General features: G+C 65.6%; 17 protein-coding genes. 13 read left to right on the top strand and 4 right to left on the bottom strand.

What is annotated here, in order from left to right; genetic code table 11:
* Positions 1-10 precede the first annotated feature (10 nt).
* From narI to DFO68_RS02425, 4 genes are read right to left on the bottom strand one after another with little or no spacing between them, the layout of a single operon-like run.
* Positions 11-688, bottom strand: coding sequence for a respiratory nitrate reductase subunit gamma (gene narI / locus DFO68_RS02440; protein WP_133481687.1), 678 nt, complete (start codon positions 686-688; stop codon positions 11-13).
* Positions 685-1,473, bottom strand: coding sequence for a nitrate reductase molybdenum cofactor assembly chaperone (gene narJ, locus DFO68_RS02435; RefSeq protein ID WP_133481685.1), 789 nt, complete (start codon positions 1,471-1,473; stop codon positions 685-687). The genes narI and narJ overlap by 4 nt, the downstream gene beginning before the upstream one ends.
* Positions 1,466-3,034 carry a nitrate reductase subunit beta gene (gene narH / locus DFO68_RS02430; RefSeq protein ID WP_133481683.1) on the bottom strand — a complete coding sequence of 523 codons (1,569 nt, stop codon included), beginning with the start codon at positions 3,032-3,034 and terminating at the stop codon, positions 1,466-1,468. The genes narJ and narH overlap by 8 nt, the downstream gene beginning before the upstream one ends.
* Entirely contained in the window at positions 3,031-6,807 is a 3,777-nt protein-coding gene (locus DFO68_RS02425; protein ID WP_133481681.1) for a nitrate reductase subunit alpha, read from the bottom strand. Before DFO68_RS02425 ends, narH begins: the two co-directional genes overlap by 4 nt.
* Positions 6,808-7,087: 280 nt before the next feature.
* Here DFO68_RS02425 and DFO68_RS02420 point away from each other — a divergent pair, with 280 nt between their 5' ends.
* The 13 genes from DFO68_RS02420 (at position 7,088) to DFO68_RS02355 (ending at position 25,645) form a co-directional block, all read left to right on the top strand.
* Positions 7,088-8,992 (top strand): type IV pili methyl-accepting chemotaxis transducer N-terminal domain-containing protein, encoded by a 1,905-nt coding sequence (locus DFO68_RS02420; RefSeq protein WP_133481679.1) that lies wholly within the window; start codon positions 7,088-7,090, stop codon positions 8,990-8,992.
* A gap of 5 nt (positions 8,993-8,997) precedes the next feature.
* On the top strand, positions 8,998-9,663 hold the full coding sequence (gene narL / locus DFO68_RS02415; protein WP_133481676.1) for a two-component system response regulator NarL: 666 nt from the start codon (positions 8,998-9,000) through the stop codon (positions 9,661-9,663).
* A gap of 266 nt (positions 9,664-9,929) precedes the next feature.
* Positions 9,930-11,522 (top strand): MFS transporter, encoded by a 1,593-nt coding sequence (locus DFO68_RS02410; protein ID WP_133481674.1) that lies wholly within the window; start codon positions 9,930-9,932, stop codon positions 11,520-11,522.
* 183 nt (positions 11,523-11,705) lie between these two features.
* On the top strand, positions 11,706-13,058 hold the full coding sequence (locus tag DFO68_RS02405; RefSeq protein WP_133481672.1) for an MFS transporter: 1,353 nt from the start codon (positions 11,706-11,708) through the stop codon (positions 13,056-13,058).
* Positions 13,059-13,204: 146 nt separating this feature from the next.
* Positions 13,205-13,645 (top strand): DUF4870 family protein, encoded by a 441-nt coding sequence (locus DFO68_RS02400; RefSeq protein WP_133481670.1) that lies wholly within the window; start codon positions 13,205-13,207, stop codon positions 13,643-13,645.
* A 316-nt stretch (positions 13,646-13,961) separates the two neighbouring features.
* On the top strand, positions 13,962-14,813 hold the full coding sequence (locus tag DFO68_RS02390) for a cyanophycinase (RefSeq protein WP_133481668.1): 852 nt from the start codon (positions 13,962-13,964) through the stop codon (positions 14,811-14,813).
* On the top strand, positions 14,810-17,470 hold the full coding sequence (gene cphA / locus DFO68_RS02385; protein ID WP_133481665.1) for a cyanophycin synthetase: 2,661 nt from the start codon (positions 14,810-14,812) through the stop codon (positions 17,468-17,470). The genes DFO68_RS02390 and cphA overlap by 4 nt, the downstream gene beginning before the upstream one ends.
* Positions 17,470-18,642, top strand: a complete 1,173-nt coding sequence (gene iadA / locus DFO68_RS02380; protein WP_243726390.1) for a beta-aspartyl-peptidase — start codon at positions 17,470-17,472, stop codon at positions 18,640-18,642. Before cphA ends, iadA begins: the two co-directional genes overlap by 1 nt.
* A 235-nt stretch (positions 18,643-18,877) precedes the next feature.
* Positions 18,878-19,072 carry a helix-turn-helix domain-containing protein gene (locus DFO68_RS02375; protein WP_133481661.1) on the top strand — a complete coding sequence of 65 codons (195 nt, stop codon included), beginning with the start codon at positions 18,878-18,880 and terminating at the stop codon, positions 19,070-19,072.
* Complete coding sequence (locus DFO68_RS02370; RefSeq protein ID WP_208107343.1) at positions 19,065-19,889, top strand: hypothetical protein; 825 nt, start codon at positions 19,065-19,067, stop codon at positions 19,887-19,889. Before DFO68_RS02375 ends, DFO68_RS02370 begins: the two co-directional genes overlap by 8 nt.
* Positions 19,876-20,427, top strand: coding sequence for a BREX protein BrxB domain-containing protein (locus DFO68_RS02365; protein WP_133481659.1), 552 nt, complete (start codon positions 19,876-19,878; stop codon positions 20,425-20,427). The genes DFO68_RS02370 and DFO68_RS02365 overlap by 14 nt, the downstream gene beginning before the upstream one ends.
* A gap of 55 nt (positions 20,428-20,482) precedes the next feature.
* Entirely contained in the window at positions 20,483-23,917 is a 3,435-nt protein-coding gene (gene brxC, locus DFO68_RS02360) for a BREX system P-loop protein BrxC (RefSeq protein WP_133481656.1), read from the top strand.
* 9 nt (positions 23,918-23,926) lie between these two features.
* On the top strand, positions 23,927-25,645 hold the full coding sequence (locus tag DFO68_RS02355; RefSeq protein WP_133481654.1) for an RNA-binding domain-containing protein: 1,719 nt from the start codon (positions 23,927-23,929) through the stop codon (positions 25,643-25,645).
* Positions 25,646-25,653: the final 8 nt, after the last annotated feature.

The raw sequence follows: 25,653 nt of genomic DNA, 5'->3' as shown, positions 1-25,653 counted from the left end.
AGGAAACTCCTTACCCTCTACGCCGCACGAGCTGATAGCGGCGAGTCACGTAGCCGAAGGGCACGCTCCACACATGCACCAGACGGGTGAAGGGGAACAGCAGGATGATGGTCAGGCCCACCAGAATGTGCAGCTTGTAGATCAGGCCGACCTCGTCGAGGTAGCCCGCGGCACCGCCCTGGAAAAACACGATGGACTGTGCCCAGCCGGCGAGCTGAAGCATCACGCCGCCGTCCAGGTGGCCCAGGGCGGGGATGATGGTCAAAAGACCCAGCGAGACCTGCACGACCAACAGCACAATGATGACGGTATCCATGGTGCTGGACGAGGCCCTCACCCGCGGGTTGGTCAGGCGGCGATGGGCCAGCATGGCGCCTCCCACCAGGCACATCACGCCGGCGATGCCGCCGACCAGGATGGCGACTAGCTGCTTGGTCCCGGCGCTCATGAAGGGCGCGTAGACCCAGTGCGGGGTCAGCAGGCCCACCAGATGGCCGAAGAAGATCACCAGGATGCCGACATGGAAGAGGTTGCTGGCCATGCGCATGTTCCGGGAAGTCAGCATCTGGCTCGATCCGCTCTTCCAGGTGTACTGGCCATGATCGAAGCGCAGCAGGCTGCCAACCAGGAAGACGGTGCCGGCAAGGTAGGGGTAGAGCCCGAACAGCAGGGTAGTAAAGTAGCTCATGACTGGTCTCCTTGATGCCTGGCGGCGACGGAGGCGGGATCGAGGACCCGCACCGCCTCGCTGTGCGTCACGTTCTTGCGCTCGGCGAGTCGCTGGCCCTCGGCGGACTGCAGGGCGCAGTCCTCGTCGGAGGCGGCGCTGAAGCGCACCGCTTCTTCCTCCCACACCTCGTCCAGTGCCTCGGGGGTGTCGTCGGGTGCCTCCTCCTTCACCGTCTCGCGGTGGGCGTCGACGTCCCCCTCGGCGCCGATCAGCGCCAGCAGCGCCAGCGGCACCAGGGCATGGTCGGCATCGCGCTCCTCCAGTCGGGCGGCGAGCAGTGCCAGGATATGGCGAATCTCGCCCAGCCAGCGGCCGATGTCGGCGTCCGGGCGGGTCGAGAGGTACTCCAGGAACAGCGGCAAGTAGTCGGGCAGCTCACGGGCATCGAGCTCGAAGCCCGCGGCGCTGTACTCAGCCATCAGGTCGACCATGGCCTGGCCGCGATCGCGGGACTCGCCGTGGACGTGCTCGAAAAGCAGCAGCGAGGTGCTGCGCCCCTTGTCGAACAGTGCCACGTACTCAGCCTGCAGCTCCATCAGGTCGGCCTCCAGCAGGCGCTGACACCAGTCCATCAGGCGGGTGCGCAGCGCCGCCTCCCAGCGGCGCTCGGCGTCGAGGAGCTCGATCATCTCCGGTGCGGCGGCCTGGAGTTCTGCGGAGGGGTAGTCGAGCAGCCGGGCCAGCACGCGCAGGCTCAGCATGTCCGGCTCCGCGGCGGGGTGTTGCAGCGCTGCCTCAGCCATGACGCACCTCCTCGGCTTTCTCGTCGCTCTGCGGATCAAAGGTCTCGACCGGCTGGACCAGGGTGGTGGTGGTCTTGCGACCGCCGAAGAGGCTCTGGCCGCTGTCGCCATGGCAGCCGTCGCCGAAGCTGAAGCCGCAGCCGCCGCGCTCCGGGAAGGCATCAATGGCTATCTCACGGTGGCTGGTGGGGATCACGAAGCGGTCCTCGTAGTTGGCGATGGCCAGGTAGCGGTACATGGATTCCACCTGGTCCTCGCTGAGCCCCACGCTCTCCAGCACGTCAGTCTCGGCCTTGCCCTCGACATGCTTGCCGCGCATGTAGAGGCGCATGGCCATCAGCCGCTTGAGCGCCAGCACCACGGGCTCCTCCTCGCCGGCGGTGAGCAGGTTGGCCAGGTACTTGACCGGGATGCGCAGCGACTCGATCTTCGGCATCACGCCATCGAACTCGACGTTGCCGGCCTCGGCGGCGGACTGGATCGGCGACAGCGGCGGCACGTACCAGACCATCGGCAGGGTGCGATACTCGGGGTGCAGCGGCAGCGCCAGGCCCCAGTCCATGGCCAGCTTGTAGACCGGCGAGGCCTGGGCGGCGGCGATCACGTTGTCGGTGATGCCGTCCTTCTTCGCCTGGGCGATCACCTCCGGGTCGTGGGGATCGAGGAATATCTCGCGCTGGCGATGGTAGAGGTCACGCTCGTCCGGGGAGCTGGCCACTTCCTCGATGCGGTCGGCATCGTAGAGCAGCACGCCGAGATAGCGGATCCGGCCCACGCAGGTCTCGGAGCAGACGGTCGGCTGGCCGGCCTCGATGCGTGGATAGCAGAAGATGCACTTCTCGGACTTCCCGGTCTTCCAGTTGTAGTAGATCTTCTTGTAAGGGCAGCCAGAGATGCACATCCGCCAGCCGCGGCACTTGTCCTGATCGATCAGCACGATGCCGTCCTCCTCGCGCTTGTAGATCGCACCACTCGGACACGACGCCACGCAGGTCGGGTTGAGGCAGTGCTCGCACAGCCGCGGCAGATACATCATGAAGGTGTTCTCGAACTGCCCGTAGATGTCGGCCTGGATCTTCTCGAAGTTCGCGTCCTTGCGGCGCTTGGCGAACTCGGTGCCGAGAATCTCCTCCCAGTTCGGGCCCCATTCGATCTTGTTCATGCGCGCCCCGGAGATCAGCGAGCGCGGCCGCGCGGTCGGCTGGTGCTCACCCTGCTTGGCGGTATGCAGGTGCTGGTAGTCGAAGGTGAACGGCTCATAGTAGTCGTCGATCTCCGGCAGGTCGGGATTGGCGAAGATGTTCGCCAGCACCCGCCACTTGCCGCCGATGCGCGGCTCGATGCGGCCATCCTTGCGACGCAGCCAGCCACCCCGCCACTTCTTCTGATTCTCCCACTCCTTGGGATAACCGATGCCGGGCTTGGTCTCGACGTTGTTGAACCAGGCGTACTCGACGCCCTCGCGGCTGGTCCAGACATTTTTGCAGGTCACTGAACAGGTGTGACAGCCGATGCACTTGTCGAGGTTGAGAACCATGCCTACCTGGGAACGAATCTTCATTTCACGGCCTCCTGCTCGTAGTCATTGCCTTCGCCGTCCAGCCAGTCGATCCGGCGCATCTTGCGCACGATGACGAATTCATCGCGGTTGGAGCCGACGGTGCCGTAGTAGTTGAAGCTGTAGGCGAGCTGGGCATAGCCGCCGATCATGTGGGTCGGCTTGGGACACACGCGGGTCACCGAGTTGTGGATACCGCCCCGCGTGCCGGAGATTTCCGAACCGGGGATATTCAGGAGTCGCTCCTGGGCGTGATACATCATCGCCATGCCGCTCTTGACCCGCTGGCTGACTACTGCCCGGGCGGTGACCGCGCCGTTGGCGTTGTAGAGCTCCATCCAGTCGTTGTCCTCGACACCGATGGATTTGGCATCGTCCTCGGAGAGCCAGACGATGGGACCGCCCCGCGACAGGGTCTGCATCAGCAGGTTGTCGCTGTAGGTGGAGTGGATGCCCCACTTCTGGTGCGGGGTGATCCAGTTCAGGGCGATCTCCGGGTTACCGTTGCTCTTGGGTGCATGGACGCTGGCCACCGCCTTGGTGTCGATGGGTGGCCGATAGACCAGCAGGCTCTCGCCGAAGGCGCGCATCCAGGGGTGGTCCTGGTAGAACTGCTGGCGACCGCTGACGGTGCGCCACGGGATCAACTCGTGGACGTTGGTGTAGCCGGCGTTGTAGGAGACATGCTCGTCCTCGAGGCCTGACCAGGTGGGGCTGGAGATGATCTTGCGCGGCTGGGCGACGATGTCGCGAAAGCGGATCTTCTCCTCCTCCTTGGGATGCGCCAGGTGGGCGTGGTCGCGCCCGGTGATCTTGGAAAGCGCCTGCCAGGCTTTCACCGCCACCTGGCCGTTGGTCTCCGGCGCCAGGGTCAGGATCATCTCGGCGGCATCGATGGCCGACTCGATCTGCGGACGCCCCTTGTGCGGCCCGTCCAGCTTGCGGTGATTGAGCCTGCCGAGCAGCTCCACCTCCTTCTCGGTGTTCCAGCTGATGCCCTTGCCGCCATTGCCGATGCTCTCGAGCAGCGGGCCGATGGAGGTGAAGCGCTCATAGGTCTCGGGATAGTTCCGCTTGACCTCGATCAGCGCCGGCATGGTCTTGCCGGGAATCGGCTCGCACTCGCCCTTCTTCCAGTCCCTGACCTCGACCTGAGCCAGCTCGGCCGGGGAGTCGTGCTGGTGCGGCAGGGTGACCAGGTCGGTCTCCTCGCCCAGATGTCCCACGCAGGCCTTGGAAAAGGCCTTGGCGATACCCTTGTAGATCTCCCAGTCGCTGCGCGACTCCCAGGCTGGGTCGGTGGCCGCAGTCAGCGGGTGGATGAAGGGGTGCATGTCGGAAGTGTTGAGGTCGTCCTTCTCGTACCAGGTCGCCGTGGGCAGCACGACGTCCGAGTAGAGGCAGGTGGTGGACATGCGGAAGTCCAGGGTCACCAGCAGATCAAGCTTGCCCTCGGGGGCCTCGTCGTGCCACTTGACCTCCTCGGGCTTGATGCCGTCCATCTTACCCAGGTCCTTGCCCTGCACCCCGTGGTTGGCGCCCAGCAGGTACTTGAGCAGGTAGTCATGGCCCTTGCCGGAGCTGCCCAGCAGGTTGGAGCGCCAGATGAACATGTTGCGCGGGAAGTTCTGGGGGTTGTCCGGGTCCTCCGCGGCGAAGGCCAGCTTGCCCTCCTTGAGCTGCTCAACGGCGTAGTCCTTGGTGGACAGGCCGGCGGCCTCGGCGGCCTTGGCCAGGCGCAACGGGTTGGTGGAAAGCTGCGGCGCGGAGGGCAGCCAGCCCATGCGCTCGGCGCGCACGTTGAAGTCGATCAGGCTGCCCGAATAGTCTTCGGCCTTGACCAGCGGCGAGAGGATCTCCTTGATCTCGAGCTTCTCGTAGCGCCATTGCGAGGAGTGGTTGTAGAAGAAGGAGGTGGAGTTCATATGGCGCGGCGGGCGGTGCCAGTCGAGGCTGAATGCCAGCGGGGTCCAGCCGGTCTGCGGGCGCAGCTTCTCCTGGCCCACGTAGTGCGCCCAGCCACCACCGCTCTGGCCGATGCAGCCACACATGACCAGCATGTTGATCAGGCCGCGGTAGTTCATGTCCATGTGGTACCAGTGGTTCATGCCGGCACCGACGATGATCATGCTGCGCCCCTGGGTCTTGTGGGCGTTGTCGGCGAACTCGCGAGCGATGCGGGTGGCCTGTTCGGCCGGTACACCGGTGATCTTCTCCTGCCAGGCCGGGGTGTAGGGCTTGACCTGGTCGAAGGAGGTGGCTCCGTCGTCCTCGCCCTCTTGTCCAAACCCGCGGTCGATGCCGTAGTTGGCGCACATCAGGTCGAACACGGTCACCGCCAGCACGTCGCTACCGTCGGCCTTCTTAAGTCGCTTGGCGGGCAGGCTGTGGAACAGCAGCTCATCGCTGGCGCCACCGCTCTTGACGTGATCGAAGTGCTCGTGGGCGATGCCACCGAAGTAGGGGAAGGCGACCTTGGCCACCTCGTCATGCCGCTCGGCCAGGGTCAGCAGCGGCGTGATCTCGCTGCCTTCGGCGTCCAGCGACTCGAGGTTCCACTTGCCGACCTCATCGCCGGTCTCGCCCCAGCGGAAGCCGATGGAGCCGCGCGGCACCACCAGCTGGTCGCGGGTCTCGTCCCAGGCGACGATCTTCCACTCCGGGTTGTTGCCCTGGCCCAGGCTCGCCTCGAAATCGCTGGCGCGCATCTGGCGGCCCGGCGCGTAGCTACCGTCCTCGCGCGCCTCGAGCTCGACCAAAAACGGCATGTCGGTGTAGCGCCGCACGTAGTCGGTGAAGTAGGCGCTGGGCTTGTCGAGGTGGAACTCCTTGAGGATCACATGCCCCATGGCCATGGCCAGGGCGGCATCGGTGCCCTGCTTGGCGGAGAGCCACTCGTCGGTAAGCTTGGAGACCTCGGCGTAGTCCGGAGTGACGGACACCGTCTTGGTGCCCTTGTAGCGCACCTCGGTGAAGAAGTGGGCATCCGGGGTACGCGTCTGCGGCACGTTAGAGCCCCAGGCGATGATGTAGCCCGAGTTGTACCAGTCGGCGGATTCCGGCACGTCGGTCTGCTCGCCCCAGGTCTGGGGGCTGGCCGGCGGCAGATCGCAGTACCAGTCATAGAAGCTCATGCAGACACCGCCGATCAGCGACAGGTAGCGGGTGCCGGCGGCGTAGCTGATCATCGACATGGCGGGAATCGGCGAGAAGCCGATGATGCGATCCGGGCCGTACTGCTTGGCGGTATAGACGTTGGAGGCGGCGATCAGCTCGTTGAGCTCGTCCCAGTCGGCGCGCACGAAACCGCCCAGGCCACGTGCCCGCTTGTACTGCTTGGTCTTGGCCGTATCCTCGACGATGGACGCCCAGGCATCGACCGGATCTCCCTGCGCCGCGAGTGCCTCGCGCCACAGCTTGAGCAAGGGCTTTCTGATCAGCGGGTACTTAAGGCGGTTGGCGCTGTACATGTACCAGGAGTAGCTGGCGCCGCGCGGGCAGCCCCGCGGCTCGTGGTTGGGCAGGTCGGGTCGGGTACGCGGGTAGTCAGTCTGCTGGGTCTCCCAGGTGACCAGACCGTTCTTGACGTAGATCTTCCAGCTGCATGACCCAGTGCAGTTAACGCCATGGGTGGAGCGCACGATCTTGTCGTGCTGCCAGCGCTGCCGGTAGCCGTCTTCCCACTCGCGGGACTCCTGGCGGACCTCGCCATGCTCGTTGGCGAAGGGTTCGCGGGTCTTGCGGAAGAAGTTCAGCCGATCGATGAAGTGACTCATGGTCGCTCTCCAGGCTCCTGAAAAGATGCGTGGCCAGCGTCGGCCACTCGGACTGCCACGCCCTCGCCGGGCTCAGGCAGCTTCCATGAACGGAATTCTGGCGGAATGAACGGTGGAATACTGCCCGGTTACCTCCATATACATGCCCCCTACCTCCAAGGGGATAGGCAGCGAAGATAGGCGCCGAAAGGGCAAGAGAGGTACACCTTTGAGGGAGCGCCGCCTACCCACTAGGGTATAGTGGCAACCTGATCACCAGCTGGCGGGAGGTCTCGCGCCAATGAAACTGCTGCAACGCTCCCTGGTGGCCCGCATCGTCGCCTCGCTGCTGGCGATCAGTGCCTTGGCCATGATCAGCATCGTGGTGACCATGGTGATAGCCAACAGCAGCCGCGGCGATGCCGCCGCCATCAACGTGGCCGGCTCGCTGCGCATGACCATCTACCAGATCGTTGCCGCCCTGCAACGCTATGAACGCCAGCCCGAGGCGGCGCAGCGCGAACGGGTCGAGGCACTGAGCGAGCGCTTCCACGAGCGGCTGGCCAGCCCCCGGCTGACCGCGGCGCTGCCCGCGGCCGAGGAGCATCCGCTACGGGCCCAGTACCAGCTGCTGCAGGCGCGCTGGGACGAGGTACTGGCACCCCAGGTGACCCGCGCCATTGCCGGTGGCGGGCGGGAGGTCGACGCCCTGCGCCAGACCCTGGACGACCTGGTGGGCGACATCGACCAGCTGGTCACCCAGCTGGAGCAGAACAGCGAGGCCAAGATTCAGCTGCTCGGCGTACTGCAGATCCTCTTCCTGGTGCTCACCGCGGTGGTGGTAGCGATCGCCCTCTACGACATCCGCCACAACCTGGTAGCACCGCTGCACCAGCTGGTGGTGCTCGCCCGGGAGGCCGGGCGCCGTAACTTCGGCTATCGCACCCGGCTCAATGGCAGCGACGAACTGGCCCTGCTGGGCCGGACCCTGGACACCATGGCCGGCGAGCTGGCCGCCAGCTACGCCGCCCTGGAGGCACGGGTCTCGCACAAGCAGGCCGAGCTCGAGCGCGGCAACCGGGTCATGCAGGTGCTTCATGATGGCAGCCGGGCCCTGTATGGCGGCGGCAACGACCTGTGCGCCAGCGCCGCCCCGATGCTTCGCCGCATCGAGGCGTTGCTCGGCATCGGCCCGATCCGGCTCTCGCTGCATGACCCCGTCGACGACCGCGAGATGCCGATACTCGTCACTCATTCACGCAGCCGCCCCACCTACTGTCGCGACCACGAGTGCCACGCCTGCCTGCTCGACCCCGAACCCCTAGCGCTCTCTGAGAGCGGCCAGGCGGGATGCCTGCTGCTGCCGGTAAGCGTCGGCGAGACCCTGCTCGGCACTCTGGAGGTCTGGTATCCCAAGGACCGAGAACTCACCGACAGTACCCGCCGGCTGCTCAACGCCCTGACCGACCAGCTGGCCACGGCGGTGTATCTGCAGCGGCGCATCGAAGAGCAGCAGCAGATGACGCTGATGAACGAGCGCACCATCATCGCCCGCGAGCTCCACGACTCCCTGGCCCAGTCGCTCTCCTACCTCAAGATGCAGGTCGCCAGGCTCGAGCGCATGCAGGCCAGGGAGATGCCCCGCGAGGCCCAGACCGCAGTCTTCGGCGAGCTGCGCACCGGGCTCGACAGCGCCTATCGCCAGCTGCGCGAGCTGCTCACCACCTTCCGCCTCAAGCTCGAGGAGCCTGGCCTGGCCAGCGCCATGCGCCAGACCACTGAGGAGTTTGCCAAACGGTTGGGCTTCAGGGTGGAGCTGTTCTTCGACGTGCCGCCGCACCTGCTCAATCCCAACGAGGAGATTCATGTGCTGCAGGTGGTTCGCGAGGCACTGGCCAACATCCACAAGCATGCCTATGCCCATTGGGCGGCGGTCACGGTGCGTTTCCAGCAGGCCCGGCTGCATGTCATGGTCGAGGATGACGGCATCGGCCTGCCGGCGGACGGCTCGCCACCCATGCACTATGGGCTGGTGATCATGCGTGACCGGGCCGAGACCCTGGGCGGCGAGTTCGCGGTGCGCAACCGCCAGGCCGGCGGCACCCTGGTCGAGCTCGCCTTCTCGCCGCGGACCGCACGACTGATCGCCCAGCAGCCGGCCAGCGAGGCTGAGACCACTGCCCTTCAACACGGACACAGGGACTAGCCAGGATGACCCGCATCGATCACGACAGCCCTGCCACGATCCTGCTGATCGACGACCATCCGCTGCTGCGCCGCGGTGTGGCACAGCTGCTCGAACTCGAGGACGACCTGGAGCTGGCCGGCGAGGCGGGCGAACCGGAGCTCGGCCTGCGGCTCGCCGGCGAACTCGACCCCGACATGGTCCTGCTCGACCTCAACATGCCCGGCATGGACGGCATCGCCACCCTGAAGGCGCTGCGCGAGCAGGGCTACGCCGGTCGCATCGTGATGTTCACCGTCTCGGACCACGAGGAGGACCTGGTCGCTGCCTTGCGCAGCGGCGCCGATGGCTACCTGCTCAAGGACATGGATCCCGACGAGATGGTGCGCCAGCTGCGCCAAGCGGCCCTGGGGCGCATGGTGATCAGCGAAAGCCTCACCGCCCTGCTGGCCGAGGCGCTACGCAGCCAGCGCAACCAGCCGGCGGCGCCGGACATCCACAGCCTGACCCAGCGCGAGCGCGAGATCCTGCGCGAGCTGGCCGCCGGCCTCTCCAACAAGCTGATCGCCCGCAAGCTCGACATCACCGAGGGCACGGTGAAGGTGCATGTCAAGCACCTGCTCAAGAAGCTCAACCTGCGTTCGCGGGTGGAAGCCGCGGTATGGGCCGTCCAGGAGGGGGTGGACAAGTAGATCCTGTGTGGATACCTCCAAAGACTCGCGAGGTGTCCACGCTCGCCTCCCCTCTCTTACCCATAACGAATAAACCCTTACATATCAACATGCTGTCAAAGCGACTCGCCTACCACCCTGGAGGTATCCAGCCGGCTTGTCGGCATTTTCCCCCGGTTTCCCCGTCTCCCGGCGAGGCGTATCTTTCGCGGCAAAGCCCCCCCTTGATATCGGTCAACCCTGACCGCGGGCCGGGGCCCTACGCAAGCGCTCTAAGGGGAAATGCCATGACCAGAAAGAATGCCGACATCGAACACTGGGATGTCGAGAACGAGGAGTTCTGGGAGAAGGAAGGCAAGAAGGTGGCCAACCGCAACCTCTGGATCTCCATACCCAGCCTGCTGATAGGCTTCGCCGTGTGGCTGATGTGGGGAATGATCACCACCCAGATGCGCAACCTCGGCTTCCCGTTCACCGTGGACCAGCTGTTCACCCTGACCGCCATTGCCGGCCTCGCCGGCGCCACCTTGCGCATCCCGGCCTCGTTCATGATCAGCATCGCCGGCGGTCGCAACACCATCTTCCTGACCACCGCCCTGCTGATGATCCCGGCGCTGGGCACCGGCATCGCGCTGATGAACCCGGGCACGCCCTTCTGGGTGTTCCAGGCCCTGGCGCTGCTCTCGGGCATCGGCGGCGGCAACTTCGCCAACTCGATGAGCAACATCTCCAGCTTCTTCCCCAAGAAGCAGCAGGGCTACGCCCTGGGCATGAACGCGGGCCTTGGCAACTTCGGTGTTACCACCATGCAGATCCTGATTCCGCTGGTGATGACCGTGGGCATCTTCGGCCCGCTGGGCGGCGAGCCGATGGAGCTGCAGAAGGCCAGCGGCACCCTGATCGGGCGCATCGAGGCGGGTACCGACACCTGGATCCAGAATGCCGGCTTCATCTGGCTGGTGTTCCTGATCCCGCTGGCCTTCGCCGGCTGGTTCGGCATGAACAACATCCGCGCCATCACCCCCAACCCCGGCTCTCCCCTGCAGGCCTTCGGCAAGATCCTGGGCCTGTACGGGGTGGGGCTGCTGACCTCGATCCTCGGTGTGGTGGCGCTGGGCTGGCTCAACATGTGGCTCGCCCTGCCGCTGACCATCGTGCTGACCCTGTTCCTGCTGCGCCTGATCCCCGGTGACATCAAGCCCAACATCCACAAGCAGTTCGCCATCTTCTCCAACAAGCACACCTGGGCGATGACGGTGCTTTACATCGCCACCTTCGGCTCCTTCATCGGCTTCTCCGCGGCGCTGCCGCTCTCGATCAGCGTGATCTTCGGCAACATGATGGAAGTCGCCGCCGACGGCAGTATTTCCCGCGTCGCCAACCCGAATGCCCCCAGCGCCCTCACCTGGGCCTGGATGGGGCCCTTCGTCGGTGCGCTGATCCGCCCGGTGGGCGGCTGGATCTCCGACAAGGTCGGCGGCGCCATCGTCACCCAGGCGATCTCCGTGGTAATGGTGCTGGCCTCCGCCGCCGTGGGCTACGTGATGATGCTGGCCTACAACGCCACCGATCCCAACCAGTACTTCTGGATGTTCCTTACGCTGTTCATCGTGCTGTTCGCCGCCAGCGGCATCGGCAACGGCTCCACCTTCCGCAGCATCGGCTTCATCTTCGACCTGCAGCAGAAAGGCCCGGTGCTGGGCTGGACCTCCGCCGTGGCCGCCTACGGTGCCTTCATCGCCCCGCGAGTGATGGGCGAGCAGATCAAGGCCGGCACCCCGGAGCTGGCCATGTACGGCTTTGCCGTCTTCTACGCGCTCTGCCTGGTCGTCAACTGGTGGTTCTACCTGCGCAAGAACGCCTACGTGAAGAACCCCTGAGGAACCACACCACCGGGCCTCGGGGCCCGGTGGTGGCTAGCCACTCCCCACAGCTTGCCAGAAGGGGGTAAGGCTTAGCACAGCGGTGGTATCGGCGGCAGGTGCCTGATGCAAGTCAAGGTCTTCCGCCGGGTCTCCACCACACTGAACAGCACCATTCATGCTTCGTCTGAGGGGAATACCATGAAACATCTCGAGGGGGTCACCCGTCCCCAGCAGTACCGGGCACTGGGGCTCAGCACCCTGGCCTTTACCACCTGCTTCGCGGTGTGGACGATCTTTTCCATCATCGGCGTGCAGATCCAGCGCGACCTGGGGCTCAACGAGACCCAGTTCGGCATCCTGATCGCCACGCCGATACTGACTGGCTCGATCAGCCGCATCTTCCTGGGCATCTGGACCGAGCAGTTCGGCGGCCGACGCGTCTTCAGCCTGCTGATGCTGATCACCGCGGCCTGCGTCTTCATGCTCTCCTATGTCGAAACCTACGCCATGTTCCTGGTCGCGGCGCTCGGCGTGGGCCTGGCCGGGGGCTCCTTCATCGTCGGCATCGCCTACACCTCCTACTGGTTCGAGAAGGAGAAGCAGGGCACCGCACTGGGCATCTTCGGCGCCGGCAACGCGGGGGCAGCGGTGACCAACTTCGGCGCGCCTTTCCTGCTGCTGGCGCTGGGATGGGAGCAGACCGCGGTGGTCTACGCCATCGTGCTGACGGTGGTTGCCGTGGGCTTCTGGGTGTTCTCCAAGGAGGACCCGCTGACCCGCGCCCGGCGCGGCCAGGGCGGCAAGGGGTCCTCCACCCGGGAACAGCTGGAGCCACTCAGGCACCTGCAGGTATGGCGCTTCGCCCTCTACTACTTCTTCGTGTTCGGCGCCTTCGTCGCCCTGGCTTCCTACCTGCCACGCTACTATGTCGGTGCCTATGACGTCAGCATCGCCGTGGCCGGCTCGCTGGCGGCCCTCTATACCCTGCCGGCCAGCGTCTTCCGCGCCCTCGGCGGGTGGATGTCCGACCGCTATGGTGCCCGGGCGATCATGTACCTGACCTTCATCGCCTCGCTGGTGTGCCTGTTCTTCCTCGCCTATCCCGAGACCCGCTACGTCGTCCAGGGCAAGGAGGGCGAGATCGCCTTCACCCTGGCCATGCCGTTGTGGGGCGTGGTGATGCTCACCGTGCTGCTGGGCTTCTTCATGTCGCTGGGCAAGGCCGCCGTCTACAAGCATATCCCGGTCTACTATCCGGAGAACGTCGGCTCGGTGGGCGGCCTGGTCGGCATGATCGGCGGCCTGGGGGGCTTCTTCCTGCCGATCCTGTTCGGCGTGGTGCTCGATCTCACCGGCATCTGGACCAGCTCCTACATGGTGCTGTTCGTACTGGTGGCAATCTCACTGACCTGGATGCACGGAGCCATCCGCCGCATGGAGCGCCGCCGGGTTCCCGAACTCGGCGAGGAGCGCTATCGCTACCTGCCGGAGATCCAGGAACCGGCCGAAGCGTATGCCAAACACAAGCGGACACACCAGACCCAGGAGTGAGCCCGCGTCATGTTGAACGCGACGGCCACCTGCGGGTGGCCGTCGCGTTTTCGACCGGGGGTCTTGATCCAGGCCAGGAAAATTCGCTGCATCTGCCGCTATAGTGGTATCTTAAATACATTAATTAGCCGTATACGAGGTGTTCCATGTCCCACACCCTGGCCCACCAAGGGTCCGTCAACGCCGACAAGGCCGCCCGTGGCCGCGGTGCGGCGATCATCGTCTACATGCTCTTCCTGGGCAGCGTGCTCACCGTGGTCACCGCCCCCATCGGCGTGCTGATCGCCCACCTCAAGCGCTGCCATGCCGAGCCCTGGGTACAGAGCCACCTGCAGTTCCAGATCCGCACCTTCTGGCTGGGCGTGCTGGGCGGTGGGCTCTTCGTCGCCAGCTGGCAACTGTTGGGGCTGCTGGGAGTTCCCCCCATGGCTCCCTGGGCGCTGGGCTACGTCTACTTCACCGCCTGTTTGATCTGGATGGTGGCACGCTGCGGGGTGGGCATCACTCGCCTGACATCCAACCAGCCGGTGGCTAACCCGCGCAGCCTGACCTTCGGCGGTGCCCGGGTGACGCTGGCAGACGGATGAGCGAGCGCGATCTGCCCAACCCCGGCTGGGGGCCGCTCTCGGCACTCCCCGGCAACCCGCTGATGGGGGGTGCTGATCTTGAGCGAAAGTCGGGTCTTGAGCGCCTTCTTTGCCCTGTAGGGCGAACGGCATAGGGCGGCGATACTGTCGATCGTTGCAAGCGCGACAGCAAGCACGTGCCCCGTGCCGAGATGCCTGTTATAAGTGAAAGCCAAAGCGGCACGCAGCCTGCCATTCGGCGGATATTTCACGCAGAAGTGATTCTGCATCGGCGCCAAGGCGTCACTGCAAGGCGTCACTGGGAGACGAATAGGTTATGGATTCCCCACACTCCATGGCACCCGGCCACATCGTAGCCATCGGCGGCGCCGAGGACAGGACCTCCGATCTCGAGATACTGAGACGGGTCTTCGCCCTGGCCCCTGAAGGCCGTGACGAAGTCGCCGTTATCGCCACCGCGAGCGGCATTCCCGACGAAGTGCTGGCCGATTACGAAGGGGCCTTCTCGCGTCTGGGCGCCAGCCGCGTGCATTCACTGAGCATCCGCGATCGCCGCCAGGCGGCTGAAGCCGATACCCTTCGCCGCATCGAGCAGAGCGGCGTCATCTTCTTCACCGGCGGTGACCAGCTGCGCCTGACCAATGTGCTGGGTGGCTCCCCGGTGCTGAACACCATTCGCCAACGCCTGCAGGAGGGCGCCGTCGTGGCCGGAACCAGTGCCGGTGCCGCGGCCATGCCGGGTACCATGATCTACAACGGCGCCGCCGCCGATGCCCTGCGCAAGGGGGCCGTCAACATGACCTTTGGCCTGGGCTTCGTCGATGGCCTGGTCATCGACAGTCACTTCCTCGAGCGCGGACGCTTCACGCGACTGATGGAGGTCGGGGCGAGCAACCCCGAGTACCTGGGCGTGGGGCTGGGCGAGGATGCCGCGGTGATCATTCACCCGAACAGGGTGCTAGAAGCCATCGGCACCGGGCATGTCATCCTGGTCGACAGCCGCGACCTGGCGAGCTCGAACATCGCCGAGCTATCGATGGGCGAAGCGGTGGCCATCGAGCACCTGATCCTGCATGCGCTGGTCAGCGGCCATGGCTTCGACATCGAGGAGCGTCGTTATCTTGCCCCCGACACCCTCGCCGCCGCCACCCGGGGAGAATCCGCATGAAGATCCTCGAACACCGCGCCTTGCGTGGTCCCAACTACTACAGCCGCTACCGCGCCATCTTCATGCGCCTGGACATCGAAGAGCTGGAGGAGCGACCCAGCGACACCGTTCCCGGCATCGTCGGGCGCCTCACCACCCTGATCCCCAGCCTTCAAGAGCATCGCTGCTCGGTGGGCCGGCCCGGCGGCTTCCTGGAGCGCCTGGAGCGCGGCACCTGGGCCGGCCACGTGGTCGAGCACGTGGTCATCGAACTGCAGAACCTGATCGGCTTCTCGGTCGGTTACGGCAAGACCATCGACTCCTACGAGACCGGTATCTACAACGTCGTCTACCGTTACCGCGACGAGGCCTGCGGACTGGCGGCAGGGGTCGAGGCAGTGGACCTCGTCGCACGGCTGTTCAACGACGAGCCGATCGACATGGAGCCGATCCTCGAGCGCCTCAGGCAGGTGCGCGACGACCACATGCTGGGCCCCTCCACCGCCTCCATCGTCGACGCTGCCGTACGCCGCGACATCCCCTACACCCGGCTCAGCGAGGAGAGCAGCTACATCCAGCTGGGTCACGGCCACCGCCAGAAGCGCATCCAGGCCACGGTAACCTGCCAGACCGACCTGATCGGCTACAGCATCGCCGACGACAAGGACTGGACCAAGCAGATCCTCGGCGACGCCGGCATCCCGGTGCCCCAGGGCCAGGTGTGCGGCTCCTTCGAGGAGGCGCTGGAGGCGGCGCGCTACATCGGTTATCCGGTGGCGACCAAGCCCCTGATCGGCAACCACGGCCGCGGCGTGAGCACCAACATCGAGGATGACCACGCCCTGCGCGAGGCCTTCGAGATCGCCTCCCACCGCAACCCCTCGGTGATCGTCGAGCAGTATGTCCGCGGCGAGGACCATCGCCTGCTGGTCATCGACGGCAAGCTGGTGGCCGCCGCCCGGCGCCGTCCGGCCCATGTGATCGGCGACGGGGCCACCACCCTGCAGGCCCTCGTGGAAAGGGAGAACCGCGACCCGCGCCGCGGTGTCGGCCACGAGAACCTGCTCACCCAGATCGTGCTCGACGAGCAGTCCGAGCGGATGATCGACCAGCAGAACCTGACCCTGCAGAGCGTGATTCCCGCCGGCGAGATGGTCTACCTCAAGCCCACCGCCAACCTGAGCACGGGGGGCACGGCCACCGACGTGACCGACGACGTCCACCCCGAGGTGAAGTACGCGGCGGAGCGCATCGCGCGCCTGGTGGGCCTTGATATCATCGGCATCGACCTGCTCGCCGAGACCCTGAGCCGGCCGCTGGAGGAGCAATCCGCCGGCGTGGTGGAGGTCAATGCCGGCCCCGGCTTTCGCATGCATATCTCGCCCACCCACGGCAGCGGTCGCGATGTCGGCCACCATGTGGTCGACATGCTCTTCCCCGACCCCGAGAGCAATGCGCGCATTCCCATCGTCGCGGTCACCGGCACCAATGGCAAGACCACCACGGTGCGCCTGATCTCCCACCTGCTGCGCCATGCGGGACGCAACGTGGGCATGGCCTGTACCGGCGCCATCGAGATCGACAACCACGTCATCATGCGCGGCGACTACAGCGGCCCCCAGGCGGCGGCCATCGTGCTGCGCGAGCCCACCGTCGAGACCGCCGTCCTCGAGGTCGCCCGGGGCGGCATCATGCGCCGCGGGCTGGGCTTCGACGAATGCGACGTGGGGGTGCTGCTCAACATCGCAAGCGACCACCTTGGCGAGCACGAGATCCACACCCTCGACGAGCTGGCCCGCTGCAAGACGGTGGTGATCGACGCCGTGAGCAAGAGCGGCACCGCCGTGCTCAATGCCGACGACCCGCGGGTCCTGGCCGGCCAGGAGTGGGCGCGGGGCGAGACCATCTTCTTCACCATGGACCCCGACTCGCGGCCGGTCCGCCAGCATGTCCGCGAACACGGGATGGCCTTCACCGTCCACAACGAGCGCATCGTGATGCGCCAGGGGCATGTCGAGGCCGAGGTGATCCCGGTGGTGGACGTGCCGATCACCTTCGAGGGCCACGCCCGCTTCAACGTCGCCAATGCCCTGGCCGCCAGCGCCGCGGCCTATGCCCTGGGGCTCTCCATCGCCGACATCCAGATGGGCCTGCAGACCTTCCATCCCAGCCCGGGGCAGAACCCCGGCCGCACCAACCTTATCGAGGCCGAGGGCATGAAGGTGCTGATCGACTACGGCCACAACGTGCCGGCGCTGGAGGCATTGAGCGAACTGGTGAGCGCGATCCCGGCCGGGCGGCGCATCGGCGTGGCCAGCGCCCCGGGCAACCGCCGCGACGAGGACCTCGTCAGCCTGGGCACACTGCTCGCCCGCATGCACGACATCGTCTACATCTACGAGACCGATTCCCGCGGGCGCCCCCCCGGCGAGGCCGCCGGCCTGCTGCGCGACGGTGCCGAATCCGTGGCGGGCGCCTGCCGGGTGGAGATCATCATGGAGGAGGCCCAGGCCGTCGACAGGGCCTTCGACGAGGCGAGCCAGGGTGACCTGCTGGTGCTCTTGATCGATGACATCGCCGGCGCCATCGAGCGCTTCCGGGGCCGGCGCTTCTCGCCGCCAGCGCCGACTGCCTCCACTGATGCTGCCCCCATTGATCCCATTGATAAGGCGCCATGATGTCCCTCGATGATCCACATGCCCCCCTGCTGACCCTGCTGCGTGTCGGGCGCATCTTCGCCCCGGAACCTCTCGAGGCGACCGAGCTGCTGATCGCCGATGGACGAATCGCCGCCCTGGGGCGCGACCTCGAGGTTCCGGTAGGCTGGCCGGTCGAGGTAGTCGAGGCGCGCGAGCTGATCGCCGTGCCCGCCTTCATCGACCAGCACGTCCACGTGACGGGGGGTGGCGGCGAGGGCGGCTGCGGCAATCGCTGCCCCGAGATCACCGCCGAGGAGATCGCCGCCATGGGCATCGCCACCGTGGTAGGGGTGCTGGGCACCGACGGCATCAGCCGTTCCCCGGCGGACCTGCTCGCCAAGGTCCGCGGGCTCAGGGCCGAAGGTATCGCGGCCTACATGTACACGGGGTCGTATCGCGTGCCACCCCCGACCCTGACCGGCGACCTGCAGCGCGACCTGGCCTGGATCCCCGAGGTCATCGGCCTGGGCGAGCTGGCGATCTCGGACCACCGTTCGAGCCAGCCGCGCCAGGACGAGATCGAGCGACTGGTCAGCGAGGTACGCGTCGGTGCCATGCTGGCCGGCAAGCGCGGCATCTGCCACTTCCATGTCGGTGACGGCAGGCGCGGCCTGGAGCCGTTGCGCCGGCTGCTCGCCGAGACCGAGATCCCCGCCGACCAGGTGATCCCCACCCACGTCAATCGCCATCGCGCCCTGCTCGAGGAGGCCGCCGACTATGCACTGGGATTCGAGGCCTGCGTGGACGTCACCGCCTTCGACGAGGTCGGCGAGGAGGATATCTCCGCCTTCGAGGCGGTGTCGTACCTGCTCGAGCGAGGCGTGCCGGTCGAGTTCATCACCATGAGCTCCGACTGCAACGGCAGCCTGCCCGAGTTCGATGCCAAGGGCGCCTACCTGGGCATGCGGGTGGCCCGCAACACCGCCCTGATCGGCGACTGGCAGCGCCTGGTCCGCGAGCAGGTGCTGCCACTCGACCAGGCCCTGGGCCTGATCTCGGGCCATGTGGCCCGGGTGCTGGGACTGCAAGAGCGCAAGGGCCGCCTGGCCGTCGGTTTCGACGCCGATGTGACCCTGCTCGATGGCGAGCTCCAGCCACGACAGACCTTCGTGGCCGGGAAGCGACTCTATGCCAGCGATGGCTCGGCGTAGTCCCGCGGGCGCCTCACAGCGATACCTCAATCCGCTGATGAGTGGGCCCAGTTCCCTGGGGCCTGGTGATCCTGACGCTGGCGCTGATTGCCGACGGCTAGCCGATCACACGCTTTGCCTGGGATCTACCGCCCACCTTCCAAGAGCAAGATCGACTCCAACGGTTCGATAATCGACCAAGCTCGGCTAGACTCGCTTAAAATGGGTTTAATCTTATAGCCGGGACCACCCCACCATGGAAGACCGTTGGCTCTCCGTCGATGAGATCGGCGAGTACCTTGGCGTGAAGCGCGACACCGTCTATCGCTGGATCTCCGAGCGGGCAATGCCCGCCCACCGCATCGGGCGGCTGTGGAAGTTCAAGCGCGGCGAAGTGGATGACTGGGTCCGTAACGGCGGTGCCAGCGAGGGCAGCAAGACCGATGCGTGATCAGGCCACCCTCAAGCGGCTGGGGTTCATGACCCAGCAGGGCAGCACCCATACCGCTCGCACCATCATGCTCAGCGAGCTAAGCACCCTGTTCGACCATGTCCCCGAAGCAGCTGGCAAGGATGCATACCTGGCCGCCATCCGCGATGCCAACTGTCTGGCCAAGCGCTCCGGTCGCAGTCGCCAGCTGACGGCCAGCCACCTGGCCGATCTCTATGGCCTCGACCCCGCCAACCCGATCCACGCCGGCCTGCGCTATTTCTGGTCACGGGATGAAGATGCACGCCCCCAGCTCGCCCTGCTGGCAGCGGCTGCCCGAGACTCTCTGCTCAGAGACCTGGCCCCGGCCATTCTCGCCAAGCCGCTCGGTACCTCGATCACCCGTGAATCGGTCGAGTCGGCCATCGAGCAGCGTTGGCCGGGGCGCTTCAGTGATGTCACTCGGGAGTCCATCGCTCAGCGTGTCAACAGCAGCCTGGTCCAGGTGGGCTACTTACTTGGCCCCGTCAAGAAGGTGCGTGTTCATCTGGAACCTGCGACAGGCGCCGTCGCCTACGCCCTCTACCTTGCCTGGCTGCAGGGCGGTCGAGGTGAGCTGCTGCTGCAGAGCCCCTGGTGCAAGCTGCTGGACGCCAACCAGGAACGTCTGTTGGAACTGGCGGCACAGGCCTCAGCCAAGGGCTGGATGGTTCTGCGCCGGGTCGACAACGTGATCGATATCGACTTCCCGGCCCTGGCCCAGGTGGTCACCCAGGCCTTGAACCCCTCTGAACCCGCGACTGCCGCCCAGCAGGAGATCTTCCATGAGCAAGGTTAAGCGCCTGATCGACTCCTACGGCCGCTTCATCGCCCTCCCATGGCGCGACGATGCCGCGGCCGCCCAACGGGTGGTCTTTTGCATCTACCCGGAAACGGAAGAACTGCGCCTGCGTGCCAACCTGGGCGAGTTCGAGCTGATCACCCGTCAGAACGGCCACGAGTGGATGGCCTTCGACCTGACCGACACCTTCGCCCTGTGGATGGCCGAGCAGAAATATGCGAAGGGGTACTTCAGGTCGCCGGCCAAGCTGGCTACTGTGATACATCGCTACCTGGACTGGCTGGAAGCACGCTTCAAGGCAGAGCTGAACGCAAAAGAAGCAAGCAGCAACCATGTGGTAACGCTCTACGGCGTCGGCAGCCTGTTCGGCCTGCTGAAGGTCAAGGAGGTCGTAGACCGCCTCGCGCCCCATGTGCCGGGTAGGTTAGCGGTGCTGTTCCCGGGCAGCTTCGAGAATAACAACTATCGGCTGCTGGACGGCTACGACGGCTGGAACTACCTGGCCACGCCCATCACCGCCGACGGGGCTCGCTAAGCCGGCGCTATCACTCATTTCACGATAAAGATCGAAGCCGCACGGGAAAGGACGCATGCGCAACCGCGATATCTACGCCAAGGACCCAGCCGAGCAACGCCTGGAAAACCAAGGTGTTGCCTACGTCAACGACGACACCAGCAGCCGAGGCCAGAAGGTGCTGCGCTACGAGCTGGAGACCTTCGTCTGCGACGGCCAGTACGCCAGGGGCATGCAGGACATCCTGGACACCTACCTGCGCAACCTCGGCAGCGGTGCCTCCCAGCAGCCCGGCGTATGGATCAGCGGCTTCTTCGGCTCGGGCAAGTCACACATGGCCAAGATGCTGCGCAACCTGTGGGAAGACGTCAGTCTCGACGACGGCGCCACCGCACGCGGCCTCGCCCACCTGCCCCAGGAGATCCAGGACCTGTTCAAGGAGCTCTCCACTCAGGGCAAACGCCACGGCGGCCTGTTCGCCGCCTCCGGCACCCTGGGGGCGAGCTCCCGCGACAAGAGCGTGCGCCTGGCGCTGCTCTCGGTGATCTTCCGCGCCGCCGGTCTGCCCCAACACTATCCAGTAGCCCGCTTCGTGATGTGGCTGCGCGACGAGGGCATCCTCGACCAGGTACGTGACGACCTCATAAGCCGCGGCGACGACTGGCAGGAGGAGCTCGACAACTTCTATGTCGCCGAGTCGCTGCACGAGGCCCTGGTCCAGGCCAAGCCGAAGATCTTCAGCAGTGTCGAATCCTGCGCCGAGACCCTTAGCCACCTCTACCCCCACGTCAACGACATCAGCAGCGACGAGATGCTCAAGGCCATCCGCCAGGCGCTGAGCCATGACGGCAAGATGCCGCTGACCCTGGTGGTGCTGGACGAGGTGCAGCAGTACATCGGCACCGATGGCCAGCGCTCCATCGACGTCCAGGAAGCCGTGGAAGCCTGCTGCAAGGAGATCGGCAGCCGGCTGATGTTCATCGGTACCGGCCAGACCGCCATTACGGGCACCAGCAATCTGGCGCGCCTGCAGGGCCGCTTCACCACCCGCATCGAGCTCTCCGATGCCGACGTCGATGCCGTCATCCGCCAGGTGGTGCTGGCCAAGAAGCCAGAGGCCAAGGCGCCCGTCACCGAGGTGATGGAAAGCAACCTCGGCGAGATCTCCCGCCACCTGGCCGAGACCTCCATCGCCCACCGCCAGGAGGACACCCGCCACTTCGCCCAGGACTACCCCATCCTGCCGGTGCGCCGCCGCTTCTGGGATGCCGCCCTGCGCGTGCTTGACCAGACCGGTACCGACAGCCAGCTGCGCAACCAGCTCAGCATGATCCACAAGGCGATTCAGACCAATCTGGACGCGCCGCTGGGCAACATCATCCCCGGCGACTACCTCTACTTCGACGCCACCGACAAGCTGCTGCAGTTCCGCATGCTGCCGCGCAAGCTCCACGACGCTACCCAGCAGTGGCGCAGCGGCAGCGACGATGAGCGGCTGATGGCCCGCGCCTGCGCCGTGGTATTCCTGATCAACAAGGTAGCCAGCACCAACACCGAGCTGGGCCTGCACCCCACCCTGGCCAATATCGCCGACCTGCTGGTCGATGACCTCAAGGCCGGCAGCAGCTCGCTGCGCAGCCGCCTGCCAGGCCTTCTCGACGCGTGCGAGTTCATCATCAAGGTGGGTGACGAGTACCGCATCCAGACCGAGGAGAGCGCAGCCTGGAACGACGCCTTCCTCTCCCACAAGAGTATTCTGGGCAACGCCACGCACCAGATCGAGACCGAGCGCGACGATCTGATCCGCCAGCACTTCGCCAAGCAGGTCGGCAACCTCACGGTGAATCACGGCGAGTCCAAGGTCCCGCGCCCGCTCTCGCCGGTCTTCGACATGACGCTGCCCCGCGATGCCGCCGAGAGGCTCTATGTCTGGGTGCGTAATGGCTGGTCGGACGACATCAGCCAGGTGCGCGCCGATGCGCGCCAGGCGGGGTCGGAGTCCCCCACCCTGTTCGTGTTCATTCCCAAGCGCTCCGCCGATGAGCTACGCAACCAGCTGATCGAGTTCAAGGCCGCCAGCGCTACCCTGGAGACCCGCGGCACCCCCGGCACTCCCGAAGGGGAGGAGGCGCGAGCCGCCATGCAGACCACCCGCGACGCCGCCCAGCGGCGCATTCGCGAGCTTCTCGACGAGGCCTTCAACGGCGCCCAGGTGTTCCAGGGCGGCGGTAACGAGATCGTCGGTGCCACCCTGCGCGAGGCCATTCAGGAAGGCGCCGAGAATGCCCTGGCTCGCCTGCACCCCAAGTTCCACCTGGCCGATCATGCCGGCTGGGACAAGGTCTACGCCAAGGCCAAGCAGGGTGCTCCCGATGCCATCAAGGCCGTTGGCTACGACGGTGATCCGCAGAGCCACGCTGTCTGCAAGGCGATCCAGAGCTACCTGGGCAACGGCAAGAAGGGCAGCGAGATCCGCGACCACTTCGAGCATGGCGATTACGGCTGGCCCCAGGACGCCATCGATGGCGCCCTGCAGGTACTGCTGGTCGCCGGCCAGATCCGCACCACCGACGGCACCGCCCCCCAGGAGCTCGACCGCCGCGCCATCGGCAAGACCGAGTTCCGCGTCGAGGCCACCACCATCTCCGCGGGGGAGCGCATCAATATCCGCAAGGTGATGCAGAAGCTGGGCGTTCAGGCCAAGTCCGGCGAGGAGTCCGCCAAGGCCCCCGAATTCGCCGACAAGCTCCGAACCCTGGCGGAACAGGCGGGTGGCGAACCGCCAGCCCCGGAGGCTCCCCACCTGGATGCCCTGGAAGCCGTGCGCACCAGCAGCGGCAACGACCAGCTCAAGGCCATCGTCACCAATCAGGCAGAGTTGCTGACCGCCATTGACGAGTGGCAGGCCATCACCGACAAGATCGCCCAGCGCCGCCCCGCCTGGGGAACCCTCAAGCAACTGGCCGACCACGCCAAAAGCCTGCCCGACGCCGAGCCGCTGCTGGCCCAGGTCAGCCAGATTCGCGAGCACCGCTCGCTGCTGGATGACCCCGACCCCGTCCAGCCCCTGCTGGCCAATCTCACCCAGCAGTTCCGCGACACCTTCAATACGCTTCAGGAGCGCTATGCACAAGAACACCAGGCCGGAATGCAGCGCCTGGAGACCGACGACAACTGGCAGCAGCTCTCGCCGGAAGAGCGCCACGACCTGCTCGGGGCCAAGCGATTGACCGCCGCCGATGCGCCGGTGATTTCGCTCGGCGCGACAGACGAGGTGCTGGAGACCCTGAACCATGTACGCCCAGACGCCCTGGCCGACCGCATCGCCGCGCTTTCCAGCCGCTTCGACGACGTCTTGGTAGCCGCCGCCGAGGCCATGGAGCCTGGCATCCAGTTTGTTAGCCTGCCGCATCGTACCCTCAAGACCGAGGCCGATATCGACGCCTGGCTGGAGGACGTGCGCCGCGAGCTGCGCGAGGCGCTGCAGCAGGGGCCCGTAATCACCCAGTAGGAAATCGCCATGAGATCACGCCGTGAAGTCGAGGCGCTGCTGGATGAGCTGGAATACAGCACCGCCGACGAACTGGAAGACCAGGACCTGGACTTCAAGCAGTGGGATACCAAGAGCCGTGACAAGACGATGCAAAAGGTCGTCCACATGGCCATATGCATGGCCAATGGCGATGGCGGTACCGTGGTGTTCGGGGTGGCGGATCGCGTCTACGGCCGCGAGAACGCCGTGGTGGGCGTACCGCTGGAAATTGACATCAACCTGCTGAAGAAGGCGGTCTACGACCAGACCGACCCGCACATCACCCCGGTATTCGAGGAGCTCCACGTGCCGGAGGGCACCGGCCGGGTGCTGATCATGCAGGTGCATCCGGGCATGCCGCCCCACACCGACACCAAAGGCGGTGGCACCGTGCGCATCGGCAAAGATTGCCAGCCGCTCACCGGCACCCTGCGTCGCAAGATCGGCGTCGAGACCGGTGAGACCGACTATACCGCCGAAGCGGTCTGCCCCGTCGACGATGCCATGCTTTCTCCCGTGGCGATGGAAGCCCTGCGCAATTTGGCTCAGCGGGAAAGAGCACCCGATGAGCTCCTTCGACGCTCCGACAGAGAGCTACTCGACACCCTGGGCCTGATCCGCAAGGGTAAGCTGACCCGCGCGGCAATCCTCTTGGCCGGCACCGAAGCAGCGCTGCGTGAGCATGTGCCCGGCCACCAGTGGACCTTCCTGCAAATGCAGTCGGATACCGAATATGGCGTGCGCGACGACCGCGTATCCGCCCTGCCTCTATCCGTTCAACGCATCGAAGAACTGCTGGTTCCCTTCAACCCCATCACCACCGTCAAGCAGGGGATGTTTCACTTCGAGTACCACACTTGGCCCGAGGAGGCGGTGCGCGAGGCGCTGATGAACGCCTTTTGCCATGCTGACCTGCGCATTGCCGGTCCCGTGATGGCCAAGCTCTACCCGAATCGGCTGGAGATCAGCAACAACGGCGGCTTCATCGCCGGCATCAGCGAACGCAATATCCTTCACCACCAGCCAGCCGCGCGTAATCCGCTGCTGGTAGACGCGCTGGTCAAGCTGCGCCTGGTCAATCGCACCAACCTAGGGGTCAGCCGCATGTTCTCGGCCATGCTGATGGAGGGCAAGGCACCACCGGTGATTCGTGAGATCGGCGACTCGGTCGCGGTGATCTTCCACAAGCGCGAGCTCAATGCCGCGTTTCGGCAGTTCGTGGCCGAAGAGAGCGAGCGGGGCCACAGCCTCGGGGTCGATCAGCTGCTGCTATTGCAGCATTTCCTCCAGCACCCGGAGGTGGACACCGCCACGGCGGCGAGCCTCTGCCAGCGTAGCGAGTCGGAGACACGCGAGCTGCTCGCAGAGATGGAGCAACACGACTACGTGGAGCACGGCGGTAGCGGCCGTGGGGCCTACTGGAGCCTTCAGCCTGCCCTGTATGCACGCCTGACGTCAGATGGCAACGCCGACAAGCGCCGGCGCATCGACTGGGAAGCCGCCAAGACGCGAGTCTTTAGCGTACTCAAGGATAGAGCCCAGCGAGGAGAAGAAGGGCTAAGAAACGCTGAGATCCGCCACATGACGCGCTATACCCGCAACCAGGTCGGGCAACTCATGCAGGAGCTGGCAAACGAAACCCGACAGGTCGAGCAAAAGGGGCGCGGTGCAGGGTCTCGTTACCACTGGAAACCTCCAACATCTTAATGGCTCAA

This window comes from Halomonas ventosae (genome assembly GCF_004361885.1).
Lineage (GTDB): Bacteria > Pseudomonadota > Gammaproteobacteria > Pseudomonadales > Halomonadaceae > Halomonas > Halomonas ventosae_C.
The sequence above is the reverse complement of the archived record's forward strand: the minus strand, read 5'-3'. Positions and strand labels throughout refer to the sequence as shown.

What these genes read in the sequence shown, in the direction of transcription:
- cphA (WP_133481665.1), top strand. Translation starts at nt 14,810, where the DNA reads ATGAAGATCCTCGAACACCGCGCCTTGCGTGGTCCCAACTACTACAGC.
- DFO68_RS02365 (WP_133481659.1), top strand. Translation starts at nt 19,876, where the DNA reads ATGAGCAAGGTTAAGCGCCTGATCGACTCCTACGGCCGCTTCATCGCC.
- brxC (WP_133481656.1), top strand. Translation starts at nt 20,483, where the DNA reads ATGCGCAACCGCGATATCTACGCCAAGGACCCAGCCGAGCAACGCCTG.
- narH (WP_133481683.1), bottom strand. Translation starts at nt 3,034, where the DNA reads ATGAAGATTCGTTCCCAGGTAGGCATGGTTCTCAACCTCGACAAGTGC.
- DFO68_RS02425 (WP_133481681.1), bottom strand. Translation starts at nt 6,807, where the DNA reads ATGAGTCACTTCATCGATCGGCTGAACTTCTTCCGCAAGACCCGCGAA.
- narL (WP_133481676.1), top strand. Translation starts at nt 8,998, where the DNA reads ATGACCCGCATCGATCACGACAGCCCTGCCACGATCCTGCTGATCGAC.
- DFO68_RS02420 (WP_133481679.1), top strand. Translation starts at nt 7,088, where the DNA reads ATGAAACTGCTGCAACGCTCCCTGGTGGCCCGCATCGTCGCCTCGCTG.
- iadA (WP_243726390.1), top strand. Translation starts at nt 17,470, where the DNA reads ATGTCCCTCGATGATCCACATGCCCCCCTGCTGACCCTGCTGCGTGTC.
- narJ (WP_133481685.1), bottom strand. Translation starts at nt 1,473, where the DNA reads ATGGCTGAGGCAGCGCTGCAACACCCCGCCGCGGAGCCGGACATGCTG.
- DFO68_RS02370 (WP_208107343.1), top strand. Translation starts at nt 19,065, where the DNA reads ATGCGTGATCAGGCCACCCTCAAGCGGCTGGGGTTCATGACCCAGCAG.
- narI (WP_133481687.1), bottom strand. Translation starts at nt 688, where the DNA reads ATGAGCTACTTTACTACCCTGCTGTTCGGGCTCTACCCCTACCTTGCC.
- DFO68_RS02375 (WP_133481661.1), top strand. Translation starts at nt 18,878, where the DNA reads ATGGAAGACCGTTGGCTCTCCGTCGATGAGATCGGCGAGTACCTTGGC.
- DFO68_RS02390 (WP_133481668.1), top strand. Translation starts at nt 13,962, where the DNA reads ATGGATTCCCCACACTCCATGGCACCCGGCCACATCGTAGCCATCGGC.
- DFO68_RS02405 (WP_133481672.1), top strand. Translation starts at nt 11,706, where the DNA reads ATGAAACATCTCGAGGGGGTCACCCGTCCCCAGCAGTACCGGGCACTG.
- DFO68_RS02355 (WP_133481654.1), top strand. Translation starts at nt 23,927, where the DNA reads ATGAGATCACGCCGTGAAGTCGAGGCGCTGCTGGATGAGCTGGAATAC.
- DFO68_RS02400 (WP_133481670.1), top strand. Translation starts at nt 13,205, where the DNA reads ATGTCCCACACCCTGGCCCACCAAGGGTCCGTCAACGCCGACAAGGCC.
- DFO68_RS02410 (WP_133481674.1), top strand. Translation starts at nt 9,930, where the DNA reads ATGACCAGAAAGAATGCCGACATCGAACACTGGGATGTCGAGAACGAG.